Origin of the sequence: Nonomuraea rosea, assembly GCF_039539705.1 — a bacterium.
GTDB classification, from domain to species: Bacteria; Actinomycetota; Actinomycetes; order Streptosporangiales; family Streptosporangiaceae; genus Nonomuraea; species Nonomuraea rosea.
In genome coordinates, this window is record NZ_BAABDQ010000089.1 from 1 (window position 1) to 12,390 (window position 12,390).

Below are 12,390 nucleotides of genomic sequence, written 5' to 3' on the forward strand. Positions count from 1 at the left end.
TAGGCCGTCCGATCGATCGACGCCACCCGAACCCCCGGAAACCGTCACCAATCAGCGCGAACCCTCAGATCTTAACGACCGGTGATCAAGCCAGCGGCCCGTTTCCGCCGTATTCAGGTGGCACCCGTACCTGTTCGAAGGCGCCGAGGAGCTCGACTTCGCCGGCCCGTGGGAGGTGCTGTCGGCGTGGTCGCGGATGGACAGCGGCCCGGCGGAGGTGTCGACGGTCGCCGAGAGCCGCGACCCCCTGCGCTGCGCCCACGGCCTGTGCGTGACCCCGGACCACGCCTGGGCGGGCGCTCCCGCCTACGACCTCGTCGTCCTGCCCGGCGGCAGGGTCGACAACGTCCGCAACGAGGTGGTCTTCGAGCGGCTGCGCGCCCTGGCCGGGCGCGGCACGCTGATGGCCAGCGTCTGCAACGGCGCCCTGGTGTTCGCGGAGGCGGGCCTGCTGGACGGCAAACCGGCCGCGACGCACTGGAGCGCGGTGGACGCCCTCCGGAAGACCGGCCGGGGCATCGAGGTACGCGAAGACGCCCGCTACGTCGACACCGGGCAGGTGATCACCGCCGCGGGCGTGTCGGCCGGCATCGACATGGCGCTGTACCTCATCAAGCGCCTGGACGGCGAGGACGCCGCCCGCCAGGTGCGCCGCTACATCCAGTACGAGCCCGCACCCCCCGTGTGACCGCCGCGGCGTGACCGGGCCCGGTGCGATAGCCCGGTGTGTCGGGGGCCGGTCACCCGGTCCGGCGGCGCTCGCGGAACGTCCGCCGGTACTGCCGCGGCGAGATGAGCAGCCGGCGCGCGAACTCCGCCCGCATGGCCGCCGCCGACGGATACCCGGCCCGCTCCGCGACCTGCTCCACCGCCTCATCACCCGACTCCAGCAACCGCTGCGCCAGCTGCAGCCGCTCGCGCCGCAACCACTCGCTCGGAGCCGTCCCGAGCAACTCCTCGAAGCGGCGGCGCAGGCTGCGCACGCTGAGATGACCGTGCCGGGCCAGCGCCGGCAGCACCGCGGTGCCGTGCTGATCCGCCACCGTCGCCCCCGGGCCCGGAAGCGTGCTCACCGTGGCACCGGCGATCTCGCCCGAGGGGGAGTGGACCACCGCGCAGACGAGCAGCCGCCCGCCCACCCCCGCCTCCCGCAAACGGACCGCTGCGGCCGCACCTCCGCCACCCCGCAGATACGCCCGGCCCGGCGGACGGCCCACCGCCGAACACCGCCCCCGGTCTCCGCATGCAACCGCTCGGCCGGCGCACCGGGCGCGACCGCCCCGCCGGACGACTCCGCCTGACCCTCGCTGAAGATCCGGCACCACGTGCCCAGATCACGCTCACCCGATCGCCGGGCCTCGAACACCTCAACGGCATCCACGTCCGCACCCTCCCTGTCGTATGGCCTCAGCCCGGGTGCGCCGCCGTGGCCAGCAGATCCCGTACGGTGACGACGAGCCCGTGCAAGGTGTGCTCGAACGCCTCGTCCACGGTCATCAGGGGAGCCGCGGCGACCGCTTCGCGCAGGTGGGGGACCGCCAGGCCGGGGTGCGCCCGCAGCCAGAGCGGCGGCACCGGGGTGTGCTGCATGACCGGCTCGCCCTGGTCCTGGCGGTAGTCCATCAGCAGGACGAACGCGAACACGCGCAGGCTCAGATCCCGGTGCACGATCTGAGCCTGCGCCACACCGAGCCCGATGGCGCGCAGCATGCCGAGCAAGGCGTCGGTGTGGACCAGGCGCTCCTGGGAGATCGCGAGGCCGTCGATCTGCTCGTCCAGCGACACCAGCAGGGCCCGTGGATAGCGCCGGTAGATCGCGCGCAGCGCGGCGGCGTACTCCCGCAGGCTGTGCTCCCAGTCGCCGGGATCCGGCCGCGGGGCCGGCCACTGCTCCGTGAACAGCGCCACCGCGCGAGCCACGACCTCCTCACGGTCGGCGACGTGGTTGTAGAGGGCCCGCACCGTCACCCCGAGATGCTCGGCCAGCAGCCGCATGGTCACCGTACGGAAGCCGTGCACGCCGGCCAGGTCGAGCATCGTCTGGGCGATGAGGTCCTTGGTCAGAGTCGGCCGGCCCTTACGCGTGAGCGGCCGCCGACGGCGGCGCGGGCCATCGGGGACCGTGGCATCGGCCTCGCCGGGGCTCGGCTCGCCGGGATCGGCCGGGTCGTGAACTCGGGACACCGTCCGAGCATAGCCAACCTTGAACTTCACACACCGTTGACTTTAAGACGTGGCGTGACCCATCCTCTCTTAGGTGACCCTTACCAACGCCGATCCAGGGAACCCCCGATGACCCTGCCCGCCGCCGACCACCCCACGGCAACCCGCGGCCACGCCATCCTCGCCCTGGTCATCACCGGCACCGCACTGGTCGTGATCGACATGACGATCGTGACCGTCGCCCTGCCCGCCATCCAGAACGACCTCGGCGGCACACTCGCCGGCATCCAATGGGTGATCATCGGATACCTGATCACCATGGGCGCGGTCACCCAGGTCGCAGGAAGCCTCTCCGACCGCATCGGCCGGCGCCGCATCTACCTGCTCGGCATCGCCCTGTTCACCATGGCGTCGATCGTCTGCGGCGCCGCGCCGACCACCACGCTGCTCGACCTCGCCCGCGCCGTACAGGGAATCGGCGGCGCCATCCTGATGGTCAACGCGCTGCCCATCCTCTCCCAGCACCTCGACGGCGAACGCCGCAACATGGCCATCTCCACCTGGGGGAGCGCGGCGACCGCGGCCGGCCTGATCGCCCCGCTCCTGGGCGGCGCCCTCGTCGACGCACTGAGCTGGCGCGCGATCTTCCTGATCAACGTACCGATCGGCGCCGCCGCCTTCGTCATGTGCCTGCGAACCCTTCCCGCCGACACCCCCAGACGCGCTCAACCAGAGGCCCGGCACGGCCGCACCGACTGGACCGGCACCGCACTCCTGATCGCCTCACTCGCCCTGGCCAACCTGGCACTGCTCCGCGGCGAAGACCAAGGCTGGGCATCAGCGGCGACGCTCACCCAGCTCACCGCCGCAGCCGCCCTCTTCGCCACCTTCCTCCTGCTCCAACCCCGCGCCGGCGCCCCCACCCTGGACATCACCCTGTTCCGCAAGCCCGCCTTCACCGGCGCCGCCCTGGCGGTCTTCATCTCCCGCGTCCTGTCCATCGGCGGCACGGTCTACTTCGTGCAGTACTTCCAAGGGTCACTACACCTGAACCCCACACAGAGCGGCCTGCTGCTGACACCCGTCTTCCTCGCCCAGATGGCCGCAGGCCTGCTCGGCGGCAAACTCCTGACCCGATTCGCCCCCGGCCACGTCATCGCCGGCGGCTACGCCTGCAAAGCCGCCGGCGCCACCCTCCTGGCCCTGGCCTTCACCCCGGACATCTCCCCATGGCTCCTGACCATCCCCCTGCTCATCTGGGGCATCGGCGGCGGCATCGCCGGCGCACCGGTCATGGCCGTCGCCATGAACGTCACCGACAAACAACGCGCCGGCATGGCCGCCGGAACGATCACCAGCCTCGCCTCCATCGGAGCCGGCATCGGCACCGCCGTCCTCGGCGCCGTCTACACCACCAGCCTGACCGCCACCCTCGCCACCGCACCATCTCTGCCCACCGCAACACGCGAAGCCATCCTCACGGCCGCCGCCGGCGACGTCGAACGCATCCTCGACCTCACCCCCGCCACCGCCCGCACCACCGTCGAAGACCTCCTGGCCAACGCCATCGCCTCCGGCGCATCGGCCGTCCTCTACACCTCCGCGGGCCTGGCCGTCATCACCATCGCGCTGGTGCTGACCCTCATCCGCAACCACCCGCAGCCGCAACCACCCAAGAAATAGCCGGCCCCGGCACGGGCACTCACACACAGGCACCTCCCGACGGAATTCCGGGAATCAGCGTGAGGACGGGGCAGCCACAGAAGCCCACGCCAGAAGACCACACCAGCGCGAGCTGACGGCGTGCGGCTGACGGTGTCGCGGGCGCACGAGCCGGGCGGCCCGGCACGCGAGCCGCCACGGGAGGCGAGCCACCCAGCACGCGAGCCACCGCAGCAGGCGTCCCGCGCCATGGCAGAGTGCTCACTGTGCTGATGGACGATCTGCCGGACTGGCTACCGGCCTGGTGCCTGGACCACCTGGGTGGCGAACCCGCCGGCGTGCTGTTCCAGCTGCACCAGATGTCGACGGTGTTCGGTCTCCGGCTGACCGGCGGCACGGACGTCGTGGTCAAGGCACGCGCCGACGACGGCCGGGCCGCATCGTGCGTCGCGGCGCAAACCCGCCTGGCCGAGCGCGGGTTCCCCTGCGCCCGGCCGCTCACGCCCGTCGTCGGCGTCGGCCCGCTGGCCGTCCACGCCGAGGAGCACCGGCCCGGCGGCGACATATCACACGAAGACTCATCGGACGCGGCCGTACGCTACGCGACGGTGTTCGCCCACCTGATGGCCGAACTCGCTGACGCGACCCTCACACCGCCACTGCCGAATCCACGCTGGGTCCGCTGGGACCACACGAACCCAGGGGTGTGGCCGGCGATCGAATCCCTCGACGACCGGGACCAGAGCACCGTGCCCGCACACATCGCCGACACGGCCCACCGGGCCCGCCGACGCATCCTCGCCGCCCACCTGCCGAACGTGCTGGGCCACGCCGACTTCGAGGCACAGAACCTCCGATGGCACGGCCACCAGATATGGGCCGTACACGACTGGGACAGCCTGGCATGGCAACCAGAGGCGGCCCTGGCAGGAGCGGCGAGCGGAGCCTTCGCCAGCGCCGGCCCGCCCACCCTGGCACCGATCGAAAGCTCACACGCGTTCCTGACGGCCTACCAGGACATCCGCGGACGCCGGTTCACCACCGCCGAGCAGGAGACCGCATGGGCGGCCAGCCTGTGGCCGGCCGCGCACAACGCCCGATGGGAAGCACTGCACGGCGACCCCCCGACATCCGGCAACGCGCTCAAGGCACAAGCAGCCGAACGCCTCCGCCGCGCCAACGCCTGACACCCGCACACAAGCCCGGCGCACACCCACCCCACGCCGCCGCACGAAGAGAACGCACCACCCCACCACCGGCAAACAACCGGCGATGCCGCCGCACATCACCCACACCCGAGAGCATCCTCAAGACGCGGGGGAGTGGGACCCCCGCAACGGACGGCGTACACGCACCCCCAAGCACGGCCACCCAGGCGAGCGGCGCCCCTCAAGCACGGCCACCCGGCCACCCAAGCGCCGAACCCGGTACCCCAAGCACGGCCACCCCGCGAGCGGCGCCCGTCAATCGCCCGGCTTGCCCCGCAGCAGCGGATGCGCCCGCATCGCCACCTCCAGCTCACCCGGCAACTCATCCCGATACCGCCCCAGCGTCGACAGATCACTGTGCCCCAGCACCCGCCGCACCGCATCCATGTCCACCGCGTCCGCCAGCAGATGCGTCGCCGTCGTATGCCGCAACCCATGCGGCGTCACCGACCGCCGCTGATCAGGATCCACCCGCCGCTGCACCCGATCGATCACCGCCTGCACATCACCCCGCGCCAACCGGCGCCCCCGCCACGACAACAACAACGCCTTGTCCTGCACCTCCGCCGCACGCCCCTCCTCCAGATAGACCTGCAGCACCCGCGCCACATCACCCGGCAACGGCACATCCCGCGTCCGGCCGCCCTTACCGAAGATCCGCCAATAACGCACCCCGTCATTGGTGAAGAAATCCTCCACATTGGCCCGCACCAGCTCCGACACCCGCGGCCCCATCGTCGACAACAGCAACACGATCACCGCATCACGCAACTCCATCCGCTGATCACGCCGCTTACCCTCCTCCGGCGCCGCCTGCGGCAACGTACGGGCCGCCCCGATCAGCCCCTGCGCCTGCTCCCGCGTCAGCGCCCGCCGCTGCGGACGCAACCCCCCACGCACCTTCGCCGTCACCGTCGACTGCGTCATCGGATTGATCTGCACCCACCCGGCCAGCGCCGCATGCTTGAACAACGCCGAGATCGACCGCCGGAAACGCGCCTGCGACGACGGCGACTGCGCACCCCCGCCCCGCGCACCCGCCCCCCGGCCACCCCGATCACCCCCGCCACCACGACCATCCGGCTTACGCGCGAACGCCAGCAAAATCGCGTCCACGTCCTCACCCGTCAAATCGTCGAGCACCACCCGCTCACCCGCCAGCGCCACCAGCGTCGCCACATCCCGCGCGTACACCTCCGCCGTCGACGCCGACAACGCCCCCGTCAGCGTCTTGGCCCGCACCAGCTCCACATAACGATCAGCCGCCTCCGCCACCGTCAACCGGTCGAGCTCCGCAGGCCGCACCGCATCCCCCTTCACCTCACAACGAAGAAGATCCAGACAAGACGGTAGCGGCCCTCACCGACAGAAACTCAGATGTCGCGGAACGTCTCGATGCGCGCCCCCAGCGCGTTCAGCCGCTCAGCCAGATCCTCATACCCCCGGTTGATCACATACACGTTCCGCAGCACCGACGTGCCCTCAGCCGCCATCATCGCCAGCAGCACCACCACCGCAGGCCGCAACGCCGGCGGGCACATCATCTCCGCACTGCGCCACCGCGTCGGCCCCTCCACCAGCACCCGATGCGGATCCAGCAGCTTCACCGACGCCCCCAGCCGCGTCAGCTCCGTCAGATAGATCGCCCGGTTGTCATACACCCAGTCATGAATCAGCGTCGAACCCTGCGCCGCCGCCGCGATCGCCGCGAAGAACGGCACATTATCGATGTTCAGCCCAGGGAACGGCATCGGATGGATCTTGTCGATGGGGGAGACCAGCTTCGACGGCCGAACCGTCAGATCCACCAGCCGCGTACGGCCGTTCGCCGCCGCATACTCCCGCCCCCGATCATGATCGAGGCCCATCTCCTCCAGCACCGCCAGCTCGATCTCCAGGAACTCCACCGGCACCCGGCAGATCGTCAGCTCCGACGACGTCACCACCGCCGCCGCCAGCAGACTCATCGCCTCCACCGGATCCTCAGAGGGGGAGTAGTCGACATCCCGCTCGATCGAGGCCAGCCCATGCACCGTCAGAGTCGTCGTCCCGATGCCGTCCACCCGCACACCGAGCTGCTCCAGGAAGAAGCACAGATCCTGCACCATGTAGTTCGACGAGGCGTTACGGATCACCGTCACCCCGTCATTCCGCGCCGCCGCCAGCAACGCGTTCTCCGTCACCGTGTCACCACGCTCGGTCAGCACGATCGGCCGCGACGGCGACACCGCCCGATCCACCCGCGCGTGATAGAACCCACCCGTCGCCGTGATGTCCAGCCCGAACGGCCGCAACGCCGACATGTGCGGCTGAACCGTACGCGTCCCCAGATCACACCCACCCGCATACGGGATCTGGAACTGCTCCGTCCGATGCATCAGCGGCCCCAGGAACATGATCACACTCCTGGTACGACGCGCAGCCTCCGTATCCATCGCCTCCAGCTCCAGCCGAGCCGGCGGCACGATCTCCAGATCACTGCCCTCGTTGATCCACCGCGCCCGCACCCCGATCGAAGCGAGCACCTCCAGAATCCGGTACACCTCCTCGATCCGCGCCACCTTACGCAGAATCGTCCGCCCCGAATTCAGCAGCGACGCACACAGCAACGCCACACACGCGTTCTTCGACGTCTTCACATCGATACTGCCCGACAACCGCCGGCCACCCACCACCCGCAGATGCATCGGCCCCGCATAACCAAGCGAGACGATCTCACTGTCGAGAGCCTCACCGATCCGGGCGATCATCTCAAGACTGATGTTCTGGTTACCGCGCTCGATCCGGTTGACCGCACTCTGACTCGTCGCCAACGCATCCGCCAGCTGGAGCTGCGTCCAACCACGATGCTGACGCGCGTCCCGGATCAACCGCCCGATCCGCACTAGATAATCATCTGCCACAACACGAGACCATATCTCACATATGAGATGCGCCCGCGACCGCAGGGGCCGACGCGCCGGACAACTCCCGATGACGCGCCAGATGCTCAGGAGTCCCCGACGCCTTCACCTTGTGCACAAAAGCCCGCCGAGCCTCACGGAACCCGTTCCGATCATCGAACATGTCCCTGCTCATCTCCGCCAGCTCCTCAGCACGGAAAGCATCCAACGGCTTACGCCGCTCATCCGCCTCCCGCGCCTTCCGCCTGCCCGCAAGCAACCGATCGTAACCCGGATCCACCGCCAGCCGCTCCGCGTACTCCAGCACCCGACGCTCGAACTCCAACCGCGAACCCCCCAGAACCCGATCCGCCAACCCCACCTCCACCGCCTGCGCCGCACCCACAGGCAACGCCTCCTGCGTCAACCGCAACGCCACCTCCGCACCCACCCGCCGCGGCAACACATACGTCCAGAACTCACTACCGAACAACCCCATCGTCCGATAATGCGGATTCAGCACCACCGACTCCCGCACCACCACCCGATCAGCACCCAACCCCATCATCACCCCACCAGCACCCGCATTACCCCCCAACGACGCCACCACCAACTGCCCCGTACACCCGATCACCTCACGACACACCCCATTGATCGCATTGATGTTCATCCACGCCTCCAACTCCGGATGACGCGACGCCTCGATCACATTCAGATGAATCCCATTCGAAAACACCTCACCACCCCGCACCACCAGCACCCGCGTATCCTGCCCCGCCGCATACCGCAACGCCGCCGCCAACCGCCGGCACTGCTCCGTCGACATCGCCCCGTTGTAGAAATCAAAACTCACCACCCCCACCCCATCACTACGGTCATACGTGATCTCGCTGTACCCCGACCGCTCCGGAGCCCCCGCCACCAGCTCACCCAACGCCATCGCCGCAGGAAGCTTGATCGCCCCCTCACGCTCCATCCGCACATGACCCACCCACAACGACCCATCACCCGTGCACACCAGCACCGCACCCTCGCGACGCCCCACCACCTCACCCGGCCGCCCAGACACCTCAACAGGCCCCGCATACACGTCGAACACCCGCACCGGCAACCCGCACAACCGAGCCCGCCCACCCGGCGACCCATCAGCCGCCCGCACCGTACGCACGATCTCCTGCGTCGAATCAGCCCACGCGAACTCCCGATCCGCATGCCGCATCGCCCGCCGCAACCGCCCCCGCACCTCCGGCGACCGATAATCCAGCGGCACCGGCTCGAACGACGCGTCCGCCGCCTTCCCCGCCACCTCCACCACCAGCTCAACCGCCGCATCCGCCACCGGCCCGTTGTACAACGCCGACTTCCGCGGCGCCTCCTCCGGCAACACGAACGTCCGATACCCCCAGATCGGCCCCGCGTCCATCTCCTCAACCGCCTGCAAAGCCGTCACCCCCCACTCCGACTCCGCCTCCCTGATCGCCCAATCCAGCGACGACGGCCCACGATCCCCAGGCGGCCCCGGATGAACGATCACCGTACGATGCGCCCGCCACAACGCCGACGGCACCCGCTCCTTCAAGAACGGGCAGATCACCAGATCCGGCTTCGCCACCTCCGCCGCCTCCACCATCGCCTCCTCCGAGACGGCCAGCTCGACACTCACGTCATGACCCGCCCGCCGCAACTCCAGCCACGCACGCTGGGTCAGGCCATTGAACGAGGAGCAAAGCAGCAAGATACGCAACGCGGCACTTCTTTCCAGCAGGGGAGAGGACACGGGACGAGACGGGCACGAGACAGCTCAGCCGGACGGGCGATCCCACCACGCACAGGCATTTAAGGCGGTCCCATATGACCCATACATGTCATTGATGCTGACACGAATCATCGACTGCTGGTGACAATTCGCCGCAAAAACCCGCCCTGACCAGCCCTAATTGACCCACTTTGCCCGAAAAGATCCCCCTGTACGGTCGCCCGCCGCACCACAGGCCCAGCCGAAACCCGGGGGAGAGGGACCGGTCCGGAACACCCTTGTGCCTGACCAGAGATGTCGGTCAACTGTTCGAATGGCGAAGAGGCCGCGCCATGCTGCCCGCTCGCCCCGCCGACTGTACGGGTGCGCCGATCTGCGGATTTCCTGCCTGGTTTGCCCCGAAAGGCCAGCACATGGCCCATGGCGACACCTTCATGCTCTTCTGTCCCATACCAAACAGAATCCCCCTTCTGTTTGGTATGGGATAGAAGGTCGCTTGGGCTCGGCGTGACGGGGAGGAGCGCTCAGAGCCGGTTGACGAAGCGGGCCGCGGCGCGCTGGCTCATGCCGGTCTCGCCGCGTACGAGGAACACGGCTTCCTGGATCTGCCCGAGCGCCTTCATCTCGCGAGCCTGATCGACAAGATCGATACTGGGGTTCGGGCGGTTGCGCGGGCGCTTGGTGAGCCGTACGGCCAGGATGATCAGCCAGATGGCGGCGGCGGTGACGACGGCCGTCAGGGCGACGAGGGTCGGTGTGGTGACCTCCAGGGGGGACATGTGCTGGTGTCTGCCCTGGAGTGCGGGCTTTATTCGGGACCTATCTCTTTGCTTGATAATGAACATTATGTCAAGTAGATGTGATCCGGAAGGGGCAGGCGCTCCCCTCGCCGGGTGGGGCCGATGGGTTTCGTGTGAAGATTTTTTGGCGGCGCTCCGGCGCGCCGGAGGGTGTGGCGTGCGGCGGGTTTGCGGTGGCCGCAAGGGGTTTCCGGTCGATGTGACGGTGTGTGTGCGGCTCCCCTGTGGCTTGACGGCCGCTTTGACGTTATGTTGATTCGCTGTCCTTGGCGGGACGTGGGGTTTTAGGGTGGAGCTCCTGCTATTCGCGCCGCGAGAGGAGCAGCACGTGGGGAGTCAGTCAGTGTTATGTCCGGTGTGTCAGGGGGTTGTGCCCGCTACCGGTAAGGACGCGTACACCACGTTGCGTGGGCGGTTGATCGTGACGAACGGTTACTGCGGCGGTGGGTGCGCCGAGCGGCGTGCCGAGGCGGTGGAGCAGGGTCAGCAGCTGGCTCAGCACCAGCAGGCGCAGCAGCAGCAGATGGCGCAGCATCAGGTGGATCAGCAGCAGACGCAGCAGATGGCGCGTCCTCGGCAGCAGCAGGCGCCGCCGGTGGCGGTCGGTCCTGGTGGTGCGCAGTTGCGGGTGGTGCGCTGAGTTCGGCCGTTTCGGCTGATGGGGTGTGTTCGGTGCGGGGTGGCCCGGCTGTGCGGGCTGGTGGCTGCCCGTGCCGGGTGGGGTTATTGGTGGCCGTCGGTGGTGTGCCAGTAGTCGCGGGTGTGTACGGCGAGGCCGTCGGGGTCGAAGCGGGCGAAGACGCAGCCTGCGAGGGTGATGGGCCGGCCGTTGTCGAGGGCGTGGACCCGGAATTCGATGGCGGCCTGGTCGCCGTCGACGATGGGGGTGGCGAAGGTGACGTGGGGTTGGGTTTCGCCGTCGAATGACCATTGGATGTAGTCGGTGATGGCTGGTCTTCCGTGGTGGGGTGGCCGGAAGGGCATGCTGGTGTGGACGGCGTCGGGGTGGTAGAGGGCCGTGATGGCGGTGGTGTCGTGGTGGGTCCAGCCGTGCTGCCAGGTGTCGGCGAAGCGCTGGGCGGCGGTTCGGGTGTTCATGGTGTGGGTGGGGGCCTGGTTCAGGGTTTGTAGGGGTGGGTGGCGGTGACGGCGGTGACGGGCAGGGGTCCGTACAGGTGGGGGTAGCCGTTTTCGGTGCGGATGTCGAGGCCGGTGGTGTCGATGTCGAGGATGATGAGGGGCTGGGTCACGCCGGTGTAGTAGGTGGTGTGGACGGTGCGCAGCTGGGTGTGGTCGCGGCTGCAGTGGATGAAGCCTTCTTCGTCGAGGGTGCGGCCGAGGGTGGAGATGCGGTACTCCCCCGTGGTTTGGGCGTTGTCCCAGTCGGTACGCAGGGCGAGGTGGTGGATGGTCATGGGGTCCATTCGGTGTCGAGGATGGCGTAGATGCTTTCGCTGGACCATTCGCCTTTGACGAGTTCGTTGTCGATGAGGGTGGCTTCGTGGCGCATGCCGATTTTTTCCAGGACGCGGGCTGAGGCGGTGTTGCGGGCGTCGAGGCGGCCGGTGATGCGGTGGAGTTGGAGGTCGGTGAAGCCGAGGTGGAGGAGGGCGCGGGCGGCTTCTGGGGCGTAGCCGTGGCCGTGGTGGTCGGGGTGGAGTATGTAGCCGATTTCGCCTTGGCGGTGGTGTTTGCTGGTCCAGATGAGCAGGCAGTTGCCGATGACGTGGCCGGTGGTGCGCAGGGTGATGGCGAGGTCGATGGCGTCGCCTTCGTCGAGGAGTGCGGTGCGGGTGGTTTTTTTGTCGAGGTAGGTGCGGCTGGTGTCGCGGTCGCGGGGGTCCCAGTAGAGGTATTGGGTGACGTGGGGCAGGGATTCGTAGGAGTTGACGGCGTCGAGGTCGTCGGGGGCGACCCGG

The 12,390-nt window shown here is 68.5% G+C and carries 13 protein-coding genes; 4 read left to right on the plus strand and 9 right to left on the minus strand.

Translation table 11 applies throughout. The features are described from left to right. The first annotated feature begins 130 nt into the window (after positions 1–130). Complete coding sequence (locus ABEA43_RS66925) at positions 131–688, plus strand: DJ-1/PfpI family protein (RefSeq protein ID WP_345581140.1); 558 nt, start codon at positions 131–133, stop codon at positions 686–688. A 52-nt stretch (positions 689–740) separates the two neighbouring features. Here the strand turns inward: ABEA43_RS66925 and ABEA43_RS66930 are convergent, their stop codons facing one another. Further along, positions 741–1,139, minus strand: a complete 399-nt coding sequence (locus ABEA43_RS66930) for a helix-turn-helix domain-containing protein (protein WP_345581105.1) — start codon at positions 1,137–1,139, stop codon at positions 741–743. A gap of 268 nt (positions 1,140–1,407) precedes the next feature. Further along, complete coding sequence (locus tag ABEA43_RS66935) at positions 1,408–2,184, minus strand: TetR/AcrR family transcriptional regulator (protein WP_345581110.1); 777 nt, start codon at positions 2,182–2,184, stop codon at positions 1,408–1,410. A 108-nt stretch (positions 2,185–2,292) separates the two neighbouring features. Between ABEA43_RS66935 and ABEA43_RS66940 the strand changes: the two genes are divergently transcribed. After that, complete coding sequence (locus tag ABEA43_RS66940; RefSeq protein ID WP_345581113.1) at positions 2,293–3,846, plus strand: MFS transporter; 1,554 nt, start codon at positions 2,293–2,295, stop codon at positions 3,844–3,846. Positions 3,847–4,097: 251 nt separating this feature from the next. Next, positions 4,098–5,012, plus strand: a complete 915-nt coding sequence (locus tag ABEA43_RS66945) for a phosphotransferase (protein ID WP_345581143.1) — start codon at positions 4,098–4,100, stop codon at positions 5,010–5,012. A gap of 276 nt (positions 5,013–5,288) precedes the next feature. Here ABEA43_RS66945 and ABEA43_RS66950 read toward each other — a convergent pair whose 3' ends face one another. The 4 genes from ABEA43_RS66950 to ABEA43_RS66965 form a co-directional block, all read right to left on the minus strand. Then, on the minus strand, positions 5,289–6,338 hold the full coding sequence (locus ABEA43_RS66950) for a tyrosine-type recombinase/integrase (protein ID WP_345581116.1): 1,050 nt from the start codon (positions 6,336–6,338) through the stop codon (positions 5,289–5,291). A 68-nt stretch (positions 6,339–6,406) separates the two neighbouring features. Beyond that, entirely contained in the window at positions 6,407–7,936 is a 1,530-nt protein-coding gene (locus ABEA43_RS66955; RefSeq protein WP_345581119.1) for a helix-turn-helix domain-containing protein, read from the minus strand. Positions 7,937–7,952: 16 nt separating this feature from the next. Continuing rightward, positions 7,953–9,692 (minus strand): enoyl-CoA hydratase-related protein, encoded by a 1,740-nt coding sequence (locus tag ABEA43_RS66960; RefSeq protein ID WP_345581122.1) that lies wholly within the window; start codon positions 9,690–9,692, stop codon positions 7,953–7,955. A gap of 503 nt (positions 9,693–10,195) precedes the next feature. After that, a complete protein-coding gene (locus ABEA43_RS66965) occupies positions 10,196–10,450 on the minus strand; it encodes a hypothetical protein (protein ID WP_345581125.1) in 255 nt (84 codons plus the stop codon). Between the two features lie 436 nt (positions 10,451–10,886). On the opposite strand from ABEA43_RS66965, the gene ABEA43_RS66970 reads away from it, so the two are divergent. Beyond that, a complete protein-coding gene (locus tag ABEA43_RS66970; protein WP_345581128.1) occupies positions 10,887–11,111 on the plus strand; it encodes a hypothetical protein in 225 nt (74 codons plus the stop codon). Positions 11,112–11,194: 83 nt separating this feature from the next. Here the strand turns inward: ABEA43_RS66970 and ABEA43_RS66975 are convergent, their stop codons facing one another. The 3 genes from ABEA43_RS66975 to ABEA43_RS66985 all read right to left on the minus strand — a co-directional run. Further along, the gene (locus ABEA43_RS66975; RefSeq protein ID WP_345581131.1) at positions 11,195–11,569 is read right to left on the minus strand and encodes a nuclear transport factor 2 family protein; all 375 of its coding nucleotides are present in this window, start codon (positions 11,567–11,569) and stop codon (positions 11,195–11,197) included. 20 nt (positions 11,570–11,589) lie between these two features. After that, complete coding sequence (locus tag ABEA43_RS66980) at positions 11,590–11,886, minus strand: DUF952 domain-containing protein (protein WP_345581134.1); 297 nt, start codon at positions 11,884–11,886, stop codon at positions 11,590–11,592. Further along, positions 11,883–12,390, minus strand: a 508-nt coding sequence (locus ABEA43_RS66985) for a GNAT family N-acetyltransferase (protein WP_345581137.1), incomplete at its 5' end; no start/stop codon positions are given. The genes ABEA43_RS66980 and ABEA43_RS66985, both read right to left, overlap by 4 nt.